We start from the raw sequence: 15,594 nt of genomic DNA on the forward strand, positions 1-15,594 counted from the left end.
GCTACAGACACTACTCGCGGTCTGGACCGGCACCTGTCCGACCTGCCACCGCGACATACCAGCACCAATACGGACCTGACCAAGCCCTACTAGAGGCTCTTCGGAGCCTGGGCCGGGGCCGTCTGTGGGCCGTCCGAGGGTGGCCAACGTCGACAGATGACGACAGTCAACGACGGATCTTCCCCTGCTCACAGACGGTGCTTCGGGCACCGGTGCAGGTGCCAATCCATGAAGCTGCGCCATCTTGAAATAGCTGGTCAGGGGGCTGGTGTGACGTTGTTTCGGGGTGCTCGTGCTGGTCGTGGGCGGCAGTCTGCGGTGTAGATCGTCTGGCGGGGCGGTTTTGCGGATTCCCACCCGTCGTCGCGGGTGCCGCTCCTACGCTCCGGCGCATGACGGCCCCCGAGGTGCTGGAGCGGATCGCCGCGCGATGTGCGGAGCTGGACGGGCTCGAAGAACAGCTGTGCCGCAGCACGGCCAGGACGATCACCGCGATCCTCCCCGGTGGCAGCACCCGCCACCGGGACCGTATCGCCTTCAGATGCCGTCGCAGCAGGTCGGCGAGGTGGTTGACGGTGTGCGAGGACAGCGGCAGTCGGCACTGGTAGACCAGGGACACGGTGTCCCCGGCATGGTCGTTGGTTTTCGTCACCCCCGCAGAGAAGGAGGCCAACCGGGTCCTTGCCGCCGGACGTGCCCCCGTTGAGCGCGGCTTCGCCCACCTGAAGAACTGGAGGATCCTCACCAAGCTCCGTACTGACCCTGCCCGCGCCACCCACCTGTTTCGCGCGCTGCTCGTCCTGACGAACATCGAGGCCACTACCGACAATTGATCTCTACCGCAGGTAGCCCACGATCAGCACATGCCCCCGGAACAGCGTCATCGGGCCGGGATCGGCTGAGTGAGGTTCACCGGGTTGCCGTCGGGGTCCTGGATGTGGGCGACGCGCTGTCCCCACGGCATGTCGTTGGGGCCGCCGCGGACCGAGCCGCCCAGCGCCGCCACCCGGCCGAGCGTCTCGTCGACGTCGTCGACACCGATGCTGAGCAGGATCCGCGGCGCCGCCCCAGTCCCCGGGTTCGCCTTGGCTACCAGCCCGAGGTCGGTGTCGCCGATGCGCAAGCCGAGGTAGAAGGCCGGGCCTTCCGCCGGCACCCGGAAGATCTCCTCAGCGCCGAACAATTTCGTATAGAAGCCGAGCAGAACGTCCTGGTCGGCAGTCACGATCACTGGCTGGATGGTGGACATGGCACTCCTGTCGAGAACGGTCGTGTCGCTGGATAGACCGTTCGAGGACGGTGAACTCATCGGCAAAACCACCCCGCCGGACGATCTACAACGCAGACTGCTGATCTTGCTGGTGGGCGTGACTGAGTGCGCTGGTCGGGCACCGAGGGTCTCAGCTGGCCGACGTCGTGTCGTGCCGAGGGAGCCTGGGTTGTCGGGCCGTTCCTGAGCCCGTCGGGACGGCAACAGTGGGACCCGCAACCCGGGTGTCGGTGGCTGCACGTACGGTCTGCGCATGACTGATCAGTGGTGGGCGGGCGTACGTCAGCGGGTCGAGGCAGCGGGCGCAGGGCCTGGGGGCGGCAAGGTGTTCGGGGCATTGGGGCACAAGTGGGTCTTGGAGGAGCCGCTCACCCGGGGCGGGCTTGCCGAACTCGAGGCTCAGATAGGCGTGCAGCTACCGGAGGAGTACCGGGCCTTCCTGCTCCACGTTGGCACGGGTGGCGCCGGCCCCGCGTACGGCCTGTTCCCCGTTCGGCGCGTGCAAGGCCGCTGGCGTTGGGAAGGCGACGGCGCGGACCTGGCCGACCTGACGAGGCTGGCCGAGCCGTTTCCCGACCAGGGCCCGGACCCGAAGCTGCTCGACGACCTCCTTGCCCAACGTCCCGAGGAAGAGGACTTCGACGATATCGAGGACTTCGACGACGCCATCGAGGCGTGGGACGAACGGTGGGATGCCGTCATGTTCGCTCCCGAACGCACTGAGGGTGCGATCGTGATCTGTCATCTGGGGTGTGCCCTGCGGGAGTGGCTGATCATCAGTGGCAGTCACCGCGGCACGATCTGGTCCGACGGCCGGGCGGACGACGTCGACCTCGTGCCGCTCCTCGATGACGACGGGAAGCCGGTGACCTTCGCCCGTTGGTACAGCGACTGGCTGGAGAAGGCCGAGCAAACCGCCCTGTCGGCACCGTAGGCCCGTCGCCCTGGCCAACGACAACTTGACCAGCGGAAACGGGACGACCCCCTGACATCGGCGCCTGACATCAACAGCCACGTACAGCGGCGCACAACGGCAGACCAGTTCCGGTCCACCGCTCTGAACTGACGGCGCTGAATTGCTGGTCGGCGCCATACGCATCCGGGGTTAACGCGCCTACGGATCAGGTGGCAGGGCTCCGTCGTCAAAGGTCGCCGGTTCGATCCCGGCCCCAGCCACAACCGCCCTATTAGGGCAAACACCCCCTCCGAGACCTTTCGGAGGGGGTGTTTTCGTGTCGCCTGCGCCAACCGGCACGCCAGCGGCTCCCAGTTCAGCCGGTGGGAAGCCCGGCTCGGTTTCTGCTCTGTCGAGCGCGGATCTCGTACAGCGAAGTGACGACGACCGCGAGGTTCAGGGGGAAGGCAATGGCGTTGGCTATCTGGGGGATGTCGAAGGCGCGCAGGAGGCTGGCGCTGAGCGCGATCAGGAAGAGGGACAGGGGGAGGTATCGGCGCCACGTGGGGAGGTCCTGCATCCGGGCAACGGTGAGCGAGCACCAGAGCGTGAGGCAGAAGACCGTGATACCCACGGCGGCGATTGCGATCAGCATGAGGACACGTTGTCTCTGTAGGGAGTAGGAAGTTGTTACGTTCGCGTGTGGAGTCCGTGCGGCAGGGGGCTGGGCGAGAAGACCTCGCCGACCTGATCGCCCGGAACTGGGCGGCCGGCGGCACGGTGGGGCGCCGGCTGCATCACTCACACCCCAACCCCGCCACGGCCATCGCAGCCCAGCCCACAGCCCCCCAAGGCCACGACCAGCCACAAGAGCTCCCACCGAATTAACCAGCAGCATCCTTCAGGCCGAGTACCGCGCGATTTTCCGGAAGCGGTCGGGGCTGGCATGCTGGCATGACTTCGACCGCACTGGATCCGAGAGCGCCCCGTTCGGGCGACTTTCCGCGATGGAGCTCACGGCCCCGCCCCATCTGCGCCGGTGCAGCTCGGGCCGGGCTCGAACAGCACGCTCATGGGGCGCACAGTTCCCGACAAGCAGTATGCGGAGGGGGCAATTCGTCCCTGGGACGTGAACACGCCGGGCCGCTCCTTCGGGATAGCGGCAGGGCGCCCGACGCCTGCAGCAGCGGGCGCCCCGGCCGTGGGCCTGCAGGCAACCGGTGCCGCCTACTGTCGGGCCTTGTTGATGGCGTTGTGGAGCTTGTTGAACCCCACCCATCCCCAGTAGACGCGGTGGTGGGTGATCAGCCCGTTCTCGAGATCCATGGACTCGACCACGTCCGTCTGGTCGCCCTTCGGGGTTTCGCGCGGGTACTCCCAGATCAGCAACCGCCCGTCGGAGAAGTATTGCCCGCTGCGGAACCAGTCCTCGAAGACCCCTTCGCCGCTGCGGGCTTGGAAGCTTTGCGCGAAGAACTGCGCGATGGCGTCACTGCCGTGCACGACGGCGTCCTCGCGCTCGGGCCACAGGGCCAGCACGGCCGGGGTCTCGAGCACCCCGTCCTGCGCGTAGAGGGCGGCCATGCCCTCGGCGTCCTGGTCCTTGACGGCCCGGTGCCACTCGTCGAAGACGTGGCGGATCTGCTCGTCGGTGTTGTTCGGCGTCATCTCTGCGCCCTCCTCGTGTTCGTCTATCGCCGGATCGCGTTCGGCGCCGGCCTGGGCGCGGGGGCGCCGGTGCCTGGTGCCTGCATGAGCGTCCCGTCACGTGCGTCGGACTCGTTCCGCACCGTCGTGAGACGCTCTCCTTCATTGGGCAGCGCAACCCACTTTATGCACTTTTTTGGGCTGTCAAACCCAAAGAATTGGGAGGGCGCTGAGGAGTGTCAAGCGCACGCGCCGACTGTGACGGTGCAGGTGAAAGGCTTGATAGCAGCGGTCTTGTGCCGGGCCGAGCCTGGAGCACGGCGGTGGTCCTCAGCGAGAGACGGCCGCCTCGTCGATCTGGGCGCGGTAGCCCGCGCGCAGGATCGCGGGGATCGAGGGCGGGGTGATGACCTCGGCCTGCCCGTGCGTGGGGCGGGACCTGCGGTTCTGGTAGCCGCGTTCGGTCCACTCGATTAGCTCCGAGTCCAGCACCAGTGCCGGTGTCCCGTCGTGCGGGACGAAGGCCCCGTTCGGCAGTGTGTTCCATTCCAGGTCGTGAAGGCGCCGGCGCCAGGTGCCCTCGATCATGCGTTCGCCGTGCAGGCGCCGGCTCATCTGCCGTGCGCTCGGCGGTCCCTCGTCGCCGCTCTCTCGCGGCCAGGCGTTTTGTTGAACGTCGACAAGGCACCGGCGGCTGAGAGCGTGTCGTCTGGCGAGGCGGGCGGCTGGCCGGTGGCTCACGGGGGAGCAGCGGCGACCGAGCCCCGGCGGAGCCCTGCCCGCCAGGCAGGATGCCAGAGTCCCGCGGTGACTAGTTCGAAGGAGGTACTGGAAAGAGCAAGCCCGAAGTCATCTGCTCCCCGTGTCGGAGCGGATCGGCCACGATGCGGATGCGGTTCGCGTTCCGCCCGGCTACGAGCTGATCCTCGTGTCGGGAACGCCTGGGCTGAACGAGAACGGCGCGCTGGCGGACAACATCACCGATCAGGCGAGACAGGCGGTGACGCAACATCGAGGGCATCCTCCCGAAGGCCGGAGCGAGCCTGACGGACATCGTGAGCGTGCGCCAGTGGCTGGTCGACGAAAATGACGTCGACGCGTACTGGGTCGTCCGGCGCGAGGTGATCAAGCACGAGATAGCGTCGATGATGGCGGTGGTGGACAGGTTCATATGGCCGAGCTTCAAGGTCGATCTCGAAGCCATCGCGGCGAAGCCGGCCACGAGCTGAGCAGCCAGCATCACCGCGCCGGCACGGCGCAAGCCACGGCGCCGACCGCGATCCACACCGTGATGGCGAACAGGATGAACAGAACGCTCCCCACCGAGCCCTAGCGTCACCCGGCACGAGTTCCGTAGGTAGGGTTGACTGGGTGCCGCAGGAATGGTGGAAACCGACCTGGTCAGTACCAGCCGCGATGCGCGCCGTGCGGGCGGCCATCGTTGTCCCGTCGCTGTTCGCGATCGCCTACAAGGTGATCGGCAGCCCGCAGACCGCGCTGTACGCCACCTTCGGCGGGATCGCCACGCTGGTCATCGCCGGATTCGGCGGTACCAGGACCAACAAGCTGTCCGCGCACACGCAGCTCGCCGTCGTCGGCAGCCTCGCGCTGATCATCGGCACGCTGGTGAGCGGGACAACCTGGCTCGCCGCCCTGGTCACGGTCCCCGTCACGTTCGCGATCTTCTTCGGCGGAATCGTCGGCCCGAACGCGGCGACCGGCGCCATCGCGGCCATGTTCGCCTACGTGCTGCCGGTTGTCTCCGCGGGCGGCGCCGCCACGATTCCGAGCCGGCTTGAGGGCTGGTGGATGGCGTCCGTCGCCGGAACCATCGCGGTGCTGCTGCTCTCGCCGCCCGCGCCGGGGGACCGGCTGCGCGCCGCCACCGCCGAACTGGCGGGCGAGCTGGCCGGCCGGCTGCGAGCCGCCGCCGACGGCCAGACGACGACGCCCGCGGCGATGCGCGCGGCCAAGGAGCGACTGCGCGCCGCGTTCGACGCCGCGCCGTATCGCCCGACCATGCTTGGCACCGCCGACCAAGCGCTGGGCAGCTTGGTGCAGCTGCTGGAGTGGGGCGCGTCGCAGGTTGGCGACGCGTTCGACGGGCACATCGACCTGGCCCGTTCCTGCCCGCAAGACCGCGCGCTGCTGCGCGCCGCCGCAGGCCTGTTCGCCGATACGCAGGCGCTGCTCGCCGGCCAGGCGGCCAACCTCGATTTCGCCGCTTTGGAGAAGGCGCGGACGCTGTCGGCGGAGCGTCTGCGTGACCTGTCCGGCCGCGCCGGCGAGCCGGACGCACGGGTCGCGGCGGCGCAGGCGGTGCACGCGCAGTCGATCGCGGTCGTCGCCCGCGGCGCCGCCGCGGACGCGCTGATCGTCAGCCACCGTGCCTCCGCCGAGGCGGTCGAGGCGGAGCGCCGTGACTGGTTCGGCTTCTCCACCGACGCTGCCACCGCCGCGGCGGCCCCGGCCGCCATCGTGCCTGCAAACGCCACGCCTGCCACCGCCGCGCTGGCCGCAGCGGCCAACTCACCCCGAATGCAGGGCCTGATCGGTGCGGTCACACTGGTGCGGCGCCACGCGTCCGTCCGCTCGGTCTGGTTCCTCAACTCGCTGCGCGCGGCGGTGGCGCTCGCCGCTGCCGTCGCCGTCGCGGACGCGTCCGGGGTGCAGCACGCGTTCTGGGTGGTGCTTGGCACGCTGTCGGTGCTGCGCACCAGCGCCGCGGCGACCGGATCGACGGCGTTGCGCGCGCTGGGCGGCACCGTCGTCGGCTTCGTGGTGGGGACGGCGCTGCTCATCGCGATCGGGACCCATCCCGGCGCGCTGTGGGCGGTATTCCCGGTGGCGGTGCTCGTCGCCGCGTACGCGCCGGGAACCACGCCGTTCCTGGTCGGGCAGGCCGCCTTCACGGTGACGGTCGTGGTGGTGTTCAACCTGCTCGCCCCGGTCGGCTGGACGATCGGGCTGCTGCGGATCGAGGACGTGGCGATCGGCTGCGGTGTCAGCCTGGCGGTCGGCGTGCTGCTGTGGCCACGCGGGGTGTCGTCGGTGGTCGGCGACGATCTCGCCGACGCCTTCCGCTCCGGCGCGGCGTTCCTGACCCAGGCGGTGGACTGGGCGCTCAGCGAGCTGATGGTGCCGCCGGCCGCCTCGATCGCCGTGGTGAGGGCGGGCATCAGGCTCGACGATGCGATGCGCTGCTTCCTCACCGAGCAGGGAAGCAAGAAGTTGGGCAAGGAAGACCTGTGGACGCTGGTCAACGCCGCGACCCGGCTGCGGCTGACCGCGCATACCCTGGCTGCGCTGCGGCCGGCCACGTCGGCCGCCCCCGGGAGCGCCTGCCTGCCGCTGGCGGGGTCGGACGGGTACGCGGGTGCGCCGGCCTGCACCGGACTCCGGATCGAGGCGGTGGACCTGGCCGGGTTCTACGGAACGATCGCCCAGGAGGTGAGCCGGCCATCACCCGGACCGACGACGGTTTCGCCGCCGCTGTTGATGACGCCAGCCATGCCAAGGCAGGCGTCAACGGTCGACGCGAACGCACCAGTCGAAGCGTCGCCGGAGCTTGAACTGCCGCACCCGCACCTGCTCTGGGTGCAAGAGCACCTGCATCACCTGAGCAAAGACGCCCAGTCGGTGAGCGAGCCCGCGCAGCACATGGCGGAGGTCCGCCGCCGCCCCTGGTGGCGGTAGCACAAGGTCGGTTAACGGCAACCCCCGGGCCGCGGAGAGGATCAGGCGGTGCAGGCTCGGCGCGGACACGGACAGCGCGGACGCCGACTGCGCCCCGGCACCGAACCGCCCCTGCTCACGGGCGCCCAGGCCCACGCCCGCATCCGGTACGGCCTTTCCCAAGGATGGGCACAACGCCGCATCGGGGAATTCGCTGGACGCAGCGCCACAGTTGTCAATCGAGTCAACAAGAGGAAATAGCAGGCCGCTTTTAGCTCGGGGTGTTCGGGTGTTTCTCTCGGATTGTGTGCGATCTCTCCGTTTGGTGTCAGTGAACCTTTCTCATCCTGAGCGCCAGCCGATCTCGATGGCGTGAACGGCGGCGACGGTGCGGCTGATCCGGTTCGTGCTGCAGCGGGCTTCGCGGATGATGCGCCACTGCTTGAGCCGGGCGAAGGCCCGTTCGCCGGGTGCCCGCAGGCGGGCGTGGTCGGCGTTGAACTGCTTGTACCGTTCCGGCAGGTCACGCCCGTAGTACGGGGTGCGGACAGTCGCATGGGCTCCGCGGTATGCCTTGTCGGCCAGGACGAGGATCTGTCGGGTCAGGCACGCCTGGACGATGCCGTGCGCGCGGGCCGCGGTCAGATCATGGTCCGGCCGGGCAACGCCCGCGAGAACCACAACGGGGTCCCGTTGGCAGAGGCGATGACCTGCACGTTTATCCCGTGGCGCTTCTGCTTGGCCGAGTAGTAGGGCTCGTCGGTCCTGACCCGGTCAGTCGGGATCAAGGTCCCGTCCACGATGGCGGAGTCTGGCGGATCCACCGCGGCCAATGCGGAATGCAGGTCGGGGGCGTGCTCCGCCAGTGCCTCGACGGCCTCACGTTGACACGGCCGTCCTCCACGCTTCGTGTCCATCAAGGCGGACGCCGTGGTCGGAACGGACAGCCGGGGCTTCGACGGCGGTAAGCTGGTCAACGGGCGCAAGCGGCACGTCGTGGTCGACACGCTCGGCTTGCTGCTGGGCGTGATGGTCACGAGCGTGGATGTCGGCGATCGCACCGCCGCCCAGGTCCTGCTGGGGCGGGTGGCCGACGCGCACCACCGCCTGGCCCTGGTCTGGGCCGACGGCGGCTATACCGGCAGCCTCGTCGAGTACTGCCTGGCCGCGCTCGCGCTGGTGCTGGCGATCGTCAAACGCAGCGACGACCAGAAGGGGTTCGTGGTCCTGCCCAAGCGGTGGATCGTCGAGCGCCTCTTCGCGTGGCTGATGCGCACCCGCCGCCTGGTCCGCGACTTCGAGCGCCGCACCACCAGCGCCGAAGCGATGGTCTCCTGGTCGATGACCCTGGTCATGACCCGCCGACTGGCCTGGCCACACCCTGCGCGGGCGTGAACCGGCGCGGCTGCGGCTCGGCCAGCCAGCCGCGGGCCACCAGTCGTTTCGCCTTCGACCGCAGTGCCTCCACCCGCGCCGGCACGACGTCCATGCCGAATTCCGCGGCCATCTCCTGGCAGCCCACCAGCTCCTGGCCCAGCCGTGCCCGGTCCGCCAGGACCTTAAGGATGCGCTGGTGGTCCACCGACGGTGCCGACCAGGCCAGCCCCTCGCACCACACCGGCACCTGCGACTTCGCCTTCGCCGCCTCCGGCACCCGCGACGCCTTCCCGGCTCGCTCCACGACGGCCTGCGCGGTGCGGTCGGCCCGGCCATGGTCCTGCCCGGTTTCGTCCGCAGGAGCCAGCACCTCGCCGACCCGCGAGCGGGCGATGGCCCACTCCTTCCATTCCCGCTCGGCCACGGCCAACTCGGCCTGGACGCGGTTGGCCTCCTCTCCCAGCTCGTCCACGCGACGGCGAGCACCCAGCTCATGCTGCTCCAACAGTCCAACCACCGACTGCATCCACGACCTCCCGAGGAGCGACAGCACGACAGGCCATTACTCCCACGGGGCCGCCGACTCTACGCCCGACCAGCGGAAACGCAGTCCTCAAGTCCGGAAAGACAACAGCTTCTTACACTGGGATGCCGCACGCTCAGGATGCAGCCGTGGGCGTGCCGGCTCAGGAGCAGGGGTGGAATGCGTCGGTGGTGCCGGCGGTGGTGACGAGGCCCGTGCCCTGGTCAAGCACCACGATGGTGGCTGGGTACGGTCCGCTGTCGCAGTGGAGGGCCGCAACCTGCTGCCATCCCTGCAGGGTTCCGGCGGCGTCGGCTGTCAGTCGGCCCAGCGAGACCGGCCAGGTCGTCGGGGCACTGTAGAACCGCACCGTGCTGTAGGGCGTGAGCCCGCTGCCGGTGGCGAACAGGCGACCGCCGGTCGGGGACGACGTGGTGGTGACGGACACTCCGCCGCGCGGCGTCGCACCCGGGTCAGCCAGCCGCGAGACTGCGTTGGCGTTGTCGCTGCTGGCCTGGTCGCGGCTGTCCGGCGGCACGCACACGTGATCCGAGGGTCGCGTTGCGCGCCAGACGAAGCCCTGCCTACAGGTGTCCGGGCCGTAAATGCCGCCGTTCGGCTCGCGGCGTGAGGGGCCCAGCGCGTGTTCCGTCGCGGTCTGGGTGCGGATCGCCGGCGTCACGCAGACTTGGTCGCCCGCGTACGCATCCCGCCACACGTAGCCTGCGGCGCAGGTGTACGGCCCGTACGGCAGGTCGGTTGCCATGGCGGATGAGCTCGTCGCCATCAGGCCGGCCAACAGCGCCACCGCCGCTATCAGCCACGCCAACACACGCCGCGGGTAGCGGGAGTCCGCTGTCTCTGTGGCCCTTCCTTTGTCTCGCATACGTCCTCCTCGGTCGGTCCGGTTCAAGCGGTCGCTGAGACCGGCCCGTGGGGCCCAGAGGCGGGGCAAACTCGCCGGGGTATCGGGATGATCCCTGGTGTTTGTGCACCTGTGCGCCCGACCTCCGTGGTGGGGTGTCGATCTGGTCGGGGCAGCATCTGCTCGACTATTTGCTGACTGTGAGGGGCCGTTATGCGTTCTGTCTACCCTGCTGCACCATTCGCGGTGCTCGTCTGCCCTGTGCTGGCAAGTGTGACGCCTGCGGCGAGTCCGGCTCCGAGGTGGTGTGGGACCTTTAGCGCAGGTTGACCGCTGCACGGCGAAGCCCCGCCGCAGTCGAGTTGCGGCGGGGCTTCGTGTTGCCCGCGGGTGCTGTCCCTTCGGGCGCTGTAGCAGGCTGTCAGCCGTGCAGCAGCGTGAACGACAGGCAGCGGTTTGAACCGCCCCGGGTTTGATGGAGACATCGAAGACCCGGAAGGATGCCGTTCATGGCTGCTCCCCGTAAGTACCCCGACGAACTGCGCGAGCGCGCGACGCGCTTGGCGGTCGAGGCGCGCAAGGACCCGGCCGGCCGGGCCGGTGCGATCAAGCGCATCGCCGACCAGCTCGATATGCATCCCGAGGCCCTGCGCGGGTGGGTCAAGCGGGCCGAGACCTACGAAGGCATCATGCCTGGCACCACCAGTGCCGACGCCGCCCGGATCGCGGAGCTCGAGCGGGAGATGAAGGAACTGCGGCGGGCGAACGCGCCATTGAAGTCCACCTCGGCTTTCTTCGCAGCGGAGCTGGACCGTTCACTGCGATGAAGGTCGCCTGCATCGACCAGTACAAGGAGACGTTCGGCGTCCAGCCTATCTGCTACGTTCTCGCCGAGACGGACACGCCGATCGCGCCGAGCACCTACTACGCCTTCCGCACCCGCCCGCCCTCGGCCCGCAGCCTGCGCGACGAGGAACTCACTTGGGAGATCCGCCGGATCCACGAGGCCAACTACGGTGTCTACGGGGCACGCAAGGTCCACGCAGCCCTGGTACGCGAGGGATTCGAGGTGGCCCGCTACACGGTCGAGCGCCTCATGCGCGCGGCCGGACCGCGTGGGGTGATCCGGGCCAAGAGCCCGTGCACCACCCGGCCGTCCCCCGAGACCGCCCGGCCCGCCGACCTGGTCGAGCGGCAGTTCACCGCGACCGCGCCGAACCAGCTGTGCGTAGCGGACATCACCTACATCCGCACCTTCTCCGGCTGGGTGTACGCCGCCTTCGTGATCGACGTCTTCTCCCGCATGGTCGTCGGCTGGCAGGTCGCCACCAGTCTCTACACCGACCTCGCCCTCGACGCGCTGGAGATGGCGATCTGGCGCCGCCGGCACACCGGCGCCGACCTCACCGGCCGCACACACCACTCGGACCGCGGAGTCCAATACCGAGCTCTGCGGCGACGCCCGCCGATGTGGGCCAGGGCGACGCGCCGTGGACGGTGATGGCCGACCCGGAAGGCAACGTGTTCAGCGTCCTGGAGCCCCGGGAGCTCTACCGGGACACCGGGCCGATAGCCGCCGTGGTCGTCGACTGCGCCGACCCACGGGCCATGGTCCGGTTCTGGGGCGAGGCGATCGACTGGACCGTCCACGAGCTGACCGACGACCGCGCCCTGCTGCGCTCCGTCAAGGGCGTCGGGCCGTACCTGGAGTTCCGCCGCACGCCCGACGACGAGGTCGTATGGAACCGCGTCCATCTCGACGTGATGTCCGACCCCGTCGAGGATCAGGCGAGGGAGGTCGCCCGGCTCGAAGGCCTCGGCGCGATACGGGCCGACGTGAGTCAGGGTGACGTCCCCTGGGGCGTCCTGGCCGACCCGGCGGGCAACGAGTTCTGCGTCCTCGGCCGGGGCTGACGCGGAACTCCGTCCACTCCCTCATGGCAGTGCAGCAGTGCGCGGCGCCGGGCCCCGCCCTCCCCAGCCGCCAACTCACGACAGCCTGACCCGCACAAACGGCAGGAGAGCCCTCTTTCCGCTGTTGGTGGGTAGCGCCCAGGCTTCGACGGGGGTCAGTACAAGAAGTCTCGGCGAGTAGTCGTTGTAGGAGTGGAGGCAGACACCTTCGGCATCGGCTGGCATCGGCGCCCGGCTGTCGCGGAGCAGGATGTGGACCAACAGGAGTGGGAGTCGGACGAGTCGGCCCCGGACGTACTACGGGTACACGTTGATGTTCCGATCGCGCGAGGTCTTGACCTGGATCGGTTGCGTCCAACCGTGGTCGGCTGGGGAGACGAGCAGGTCGATGCCGTTGTCCCGGATCGGGTCCGCGGTCTCCATTCCGGCGCGCACGAGTTCACCGATGAGCCAGTGAGACTTTTCCAACCTGTCACAGCAGCTTGTCAGTTGGTCTGGCAACCTGGTGAAGTCCCTGGTCGCCGGGGCGCGGCGCGTTGCGTATCAGCCCTGTCAGCGACGCTCGAAAGCGACAGGGGGCCCGGACTCATGTGCGGGCTATGGTGCTCGCATGGCGCTACCTATCCTCATATCCGTCAGACTCTGCCTGCAACCTGCCCAGTTGACCACGGCCACGATGCCCGGGCTCACAAATGGAGGCCGGCCATGAACCGGCCTTTGCGGGCGGTCGCTGTCTTCTGCGGCCTGCTGATGCTGGCCTTGCTGATACGGGCGAACTGGCTGCAGTACGTGCACGCTGACGAGCTGGCGTCGGACACGAATAATCGCCGCGTCCTGATCGAACGGTTCGCCTCTCCGCGGGGTGACATCATCGTCGGCGGCAAGGCGGTGACCGGGTCCGAGGCGGTCGCGGGCAGGGAACTCAAGTACAAGCGCACCTACGTCAATGGGCCGATGTACGCGCCGGTGACCGGCTTCGCGTCGCAGGCGCAGGGCATGTCGCTGCTGGAGAAGACTTATGACGGCATCCTGTCAGGGCAGGACGACCGTCTGGCGTTCCAGCACTTCTTGGACGTGGCGACGGGCAAGGACCGTGGCACAGGGGCCGTGGTAACCACGATCGACCCGCGGGCGCAGAAGGCGGCCTATGAGGGCCTGACCGGTCTGAAGGGTGCACGGGGGGCTGTGGTCGCTCTGGATCCGAAGACCGGGAAGGTGCTGGCCCTGGCATCGGCGCCGTCCTACGATCCGTCGGTGTTCGCGGGCAACACCTTCAAGGAGTCCGATAGGTTCGTGGCCCTGGACAAGGACAAGCGCAAGCCGCTGGCGAACCGGCCGCTGCGGGAGACCTATCCGCCCGGATCCACGTTCAAGATCCTCACGGCCGCCGCGGCCCTTGAGCACGGCGTGGTCACGGACATCGACGCCCCGAGCGAGGCGGAATCCCCCTACAAGCTGCCCCAGTCGACGAACCGGATCGGCAGCGAGGCCGGCGACGCGGTCTGCAGCAAGGCTTCCATGAAGACCGCCATGCAGTACTCCTGCAACAACGTCTTCCTCGACGCCGCCGCCAAACTGGGACAGGACCGGATGCGCGAGACGGCGGAGAAATTCGGGTTCAATGAGGACGTTTACTCGCCGGACTTCGCAGACCTGCGCGCCACGAAGAGCATCTATCCCCAGGACCTGGACAAGCCAGGAACCGCTCTGACCGGCATGGGTCAAGGCAGCCTCACCAGCACCCCCATGCAGATGGCCATGGTCACCGCGGCACTGGCCAACGACGGCAAACTCATGCAGCCCTACATCGTCGACGAGATCCGCGGACCCGACCTGAGCACCCTGGAGAAGACTGAGCCGGCCGTCATGAACCAGGCCGTCTCCGCCGCCACCGCCCAGAAGGTGCAGCAGATGATGGAGCACACTGCCAAAGAAGGCAGCGCCCAGCGCGCGCTGATCGACGGCATCGTTGTCGGCGGCAAGACCGGCACCGCGCAGCGAGGCGTAAACGTCGCCGATGAAGTGCCCTACGGCTGGTTCGTCTCCTACGGCAAAAGGCCAGACGGCGCCTCGGTCGCCGTCGCCGTGTTCATCGACCCCACCGACATGAACATCTCCCGCCAGGACATCTCCGGCGGCCGACTCGGCGCTCCCATCGCCCGCAGCGTCATGAAGGCAGTACTACAGCAGTAGAGGGCTCGCACCAGGCCGGACATCCAAGGATGAGGTGTCTGACCGGCAACGGTTAGACACCTCCCTGTCGCGGAAAGCATCTCCCACCTGCCGCGGTAGGGAACGCGAACCGTGCCTCCGGCGCCCTGGATGCTGCCCAGCACTTGATGCCGGCCTCGACGAGGGCGTCGACGATGCCGTGTGCGCGGGCCGCGCGGATGTCGTGGACGGCGCCGGGCAGGGCCGGTGAGGCCCACAGCACTCGACCGAAGGGGTCGGCGATGACCTGCACGTTCATGCCGTGTTTCTTGTGTTTGATGTCCCTATGTTTGTCAAGCAGCGGTCATGGGGGCTGATGGGTCGTCAGGCCGCTGGCGGCATGTGATCATGTCGGCGCATATCAGGGCGTGGACTTCGCGGGCCGCGTAGCGCTTCAAGCAGCGCATTATCCCGCGCTTTCCTCGGCCCGCGGCGGTGCGTCGCTCCAGGTAAGCGCGGGTGCGCTCGTCCTGGCGCATGCAGGTGACCACGATGCGATGCAATGCGGCGTTGGCCTGCCGGTCCCCGCCCCGGTTGAGCCGACGGCGCTGGGTCTTCCCCGAGGGCTTCTCGACCGGGCTGGCGCCGCACAGTGCGGCAAAGGATGCCTCGCTCAGCCGCTCAGGGTTGTCGCCGGCGGCGATCAGCAGGGCCGCAGCGCTGTCCGGTCCGATCCCGAACCGCTCCAGCAGGCTGGGTGCGCTGGCCCGCACCGCTGCGGTGATTCGCCGCGCGAGCTCGGTGACCTCGTGCCGAAGCCGCAACACGCGCTGTGCGAGCAGTCGGAGCGTGAAGACTGCCGTCTCGGCTGCCAGGTTGCCCCTCACCGGGGTCGACCAGCTCCGCGCAACGGCGGGCCAGTACTCAGGCTGAGAGCGGCTCCAGAGTCTCGCGCAGGGCGGATGGAGCGTTGACCAGCACGGCCTTGAGCTGGTTGAGCGCCTGGGTGCGGGCCTTGACCGCGGAGTTCAACGAAGTCCTTCTCTTTCGCGGAGAAGTAGCCAACCACCACCACATCAGCCCCCACGACCGTGAGCCGCGAAGCCTGGCGCCGGGCCGGCTCCGGCCGCGCACGACGAGCCAGGCGCCGGTCGCGCCTTCGGGTCTGATGCATGCATCACAGGCTAGTAGGGCTTGGTCAGGTCCGTATTGGTGCTGGTATGTCGCGGTGGCAGGTCGGACAGGTGCCGGTCCAGACCGCGAGTAGTGTCTGTAGC

The 15,594-nt window shown here is 68.6% G+C and carries 16 protein-coding genes and 4 pseudogenes; 10 read left to right on the forward strand and 10 right to left on the reverse strand.

The window, feature by feature from the left end; translation table 11 throughout:
• Positions 1-392: 392 nt before the first annotated feature.
• Entirely contained in the window at positions 393-608 is a 216-nt protein-coding gene (locus ACFY3J_RS38135) for a hypothetical protein (protein ID WP_390842829.1), read from the forward strand.
• A gap of 63 nt (positions 609-671) precedes the next feature.
• Positions 672-833 (forward strand): annotated as a pseudogene (locus ACFY3J_RS38140) (transposase family protein); the annotation flags it as partial.
• Positions 834-880: 47 nt separating this feature from the next.
• On the opposite strand, the gene ACFY3J_RS38145 reads toward ACFY3J_RS38140, so the two are convergent.
• Entirely contained in the window at positions 881-1,249 is a 369-nt protein-coding gene (locus ACFY3J_RS38145) for a VOC family protein (RefSeq protein ID WP_390842830.1), read from the reverse strand.
• 274 nt (positions 1,250-1,523) lie between these two features.
• Between ACFY3J_RS38145 and ACFY3J_RS38150 the strand changes: the two genes are divergently transcribed.
• Entirely contained in the window at positions 1,524-2,204 is a 681-nt protein-coding gene (locus tag ACFY3J_RS38150) for an SMI1/KNR4 family protein (protein ID WP_390842831.1), read from the forward strand.
• A gap of 337 nt (positions 2,205-2,541) precedes the next feature.
• Here the strand turns inward: ACFY3J_RS38150 and ACFY3J_RS38155 are convergent, their stop codons facing one another.
• The 3 genes from ACFY3J_RS38155 to ACFY3J_RS38165 all read right to left on the reverse strand — a co-directional run bounded on the left by ACFY3J_RS38155 (position 2,542) and on the right by ACFY3J_RS38165 (position 4,427).
• On the reverse strand, positions 2,542-2,820 hold the full coding sequence (locus ACFY3J_RS38155; protein ID WP_384187554.1) for a hypothetical protein: 279 nt from the start codon (positions 2,818-2,820) through the stop codon (positions 2,542-2,544).
• Between the two features lie 572 nt (positions 2,821-3,392).
• Positions 3,393-3,833, reverse strand: coding sequence for a nuclear transport factor 2 family protein (locus ACFY3J_RS38160; RefSeq protein WP_390842832.1), 441 nt, complete (start codon positions 3,831-3,833; stop codon positions 3,393-3,395).
• 309 nt (positions 3,834-4,142) lie between these two features.
• Positions 4,143-4,427, reverse strand: a complete 285-nt coding sequence (locus ACFY3J_RS38165) for a hypothetical protein (RefSeq protein ID WP_384187558.1) — start codon at positions 4,425-4,427, stop codon at positions 4,143-4,145.
• A gap of 395 nt (positions 4,428-4,822) precedes the next feature.
• On the opposite strand from ACFY3J_RS38165, the gene ACFY3J_RS38170 reads away from it, so the two are divergent.
• Both ACFY3J_RS38170 and ACFY3J_RS38175 read left to right on the forward strand, forming a co-directional pair.
• Complete coding sequence (locus ACFY3J_RS38170) at positions 4,823-5,041, forward strand: hypothetical protein (protein WP_390842837.1); 219 nt, start codon at positions 4,823-4,825, stop codon at positions 5,039-5,041.
• 142 nt (positions 5,042-5,183) lie between these two features.
• Positions 5,184-7,508, forward strand: coding sequence for an FUSC family protein (locus tag ACFY3J_RS38175; RefSeq protein WP_390842833.1), 2,325 nt, complete (start codon positions 5,184-5,186; stop codon positions 7,506-7,508).
• Positions 7,509-7,829: 321 nt separating this feature from the next.
• Here the strand turns inward: ACFY3J_RS38175 and ACFY3J_RS38180 are convergent.
• Positions 7,830-8,347, reverse strand: a pseudogene (locus ACFY3J_RS38180) (transposase family protein); the annotation flags it as partial.
• A gap of 49 nt (positions 8,348-8,396) precedes the next feature.
• On the opposite strand from ACFY3J_RS38180, the gene ACFY3J_RS38185 reads away from it, so the two are divergent.
• A complete protein-coding gene (locus tag ACFY3J_RS38185) occupies positions 8,397-8,882 on the forward strand; it encodes a transposase (RefSeq protein WP_384187919.1) in 486 nt (161 codons plus the stop codon).
• Here ACFY3J_RS38185 and ACFY3J_RS38190 read toward each other — a convergent pair.
• Together ACFY3J_RS38190 and ACFY3J_RS38195 are read right to left on the reverse strand one after the other, a co-directional pair.
• Positions 8,839-9,390, reverse strand: a complete 552-nt coding sequence (locus tag ACFY3J_RS38190; protein ID WP_384187922.1) for a hypothetical protein — start codon at positions 9,388-9,390, stop codon at positions 8,839-8,841. The genes ACFY3J_RS38185 and ACFY3J_RS38190 overlap by 44 nt on opposite strands.
• 160 nt (positions 9,391-9,550) lie before the next feature.
• Positions 9,551-10,219, reverse strand: a complete 669-nt coding sequence (locus ACFY3J_RS38195) for a hypothetical protein (RefSeq protein WP_390842834.1) — start codon at positions 10,217-10,219, stop codon at positions 9,551-9,553.
• A 542-nt stretch (positions 10,220-10,761) separates the two neighbouring features.
• Between ACFY3J_RS38195 and ACFY3J_RS38200 the strand changes: the two genes are divergently transcribed.
• The 3 genes and pseudogenes from ACFY3J_RS38200 to ACFY3J_RS38210 all read left to right on the forward strand — a co-directional run.
• Complete coding sequence (locus ACFY3J_RS38200; RefSeq protein ID WP_384187927.1) at positions 10,762-11,079, forward strand: transposase; 318 nt, start codon at positions 10,762-10,764, stop codon at positions 11,077-11,079.
• Complete coding sequence (locus ACFY3J_RS38205) at positions 11,076-11,753, forward strand: IS3 family transposase (protein WP_390842835.1); 678 nt, start codon at positions 11,076-11,078, stop codon at positions 11,751-11,753. The genes ACFY3J_RS38200 and ACFY3J_RS38205 overlap by 4 nt, the downstream gene beginning before the upstream one ends.
• Positions 11,708-12,166 (forward strand): annotated as a pseudogene (locus ACFY3J_RS38210) (VOC family protein); the annotation flags it as partial. The gene ACFY3J_RS38205 and the pseudogene ACFY3J_RS38210, both read left to right, overlap by 46 nt.
• Positions 12,167-12,463: 297 nt before the next feature.
• Here the strand turns inward: ACFY3J_RS38210 and ACFY3J_RS38215 are convergent.
• Positions 12,464-12,634: a hypothetical protein gene (locus tag ACFY3J_RS38215; protein ID WP_384187932.1), complete on the reverse strand. Its 171-nt coding sequence runs from the start codon at positions 12,632-12,634 to the stop codon at positions 12,464-12,466.
• Between the two features lie 237 nt (positions 12,635-12,871).
• Between ACFY3J_RS38215 and ACFY3J_RS38220 the strand changes: the two genes are divergently transcribed.
• A complete protein-coding gene (locus ACFY3J_RS38220; RefSeq protein ID WP_390842836.1) occupies positions 12,872-14,359 on the forward strand; it encodes a peptidoglycan D,D-transpeptidase FtsI family protein in 1,488 nt (495 codons plus the stop codon).
• A 68-nt stretch (positions 14,360-14,427) separates the two neighbouring features.
• Here ACFY3J_RS38220 and ACFY3J_RS38225 read toward each other — a convergent pair.
• Positions 14,428-14,654, reverse strand: a pseudogene (locus ACFY3J_RS38225) (transposase family protein); the annotation flags it as partial.
• Between the two features lie 16 nt (positions 14,655-14,670).
• The gene (locus tag ACFY3J_RS38230; RefSeq protein WP_384187937.1) at positions 14,671-15,204 is read right to left on the reverse strand and encodes a transposase; all 534 of its coding nucleotides are present in this window, start codon (positions 15,202-15,204) and stop codon (positions 14,671-14,673) included.
• Between the last annotated feature and the right edge of the window lie 390 nt (positions 15,205-15,594).

Origin of the sequence: Streptomyces sp. NPDC001231 (genome assembly GCF_042896885.1) — a bacterium.
Classification (GTDB): Bacteria; Actinomycetota; Actinomycetes; order Streptomycetales; family Streptomycetaceae; genus Streptomyces.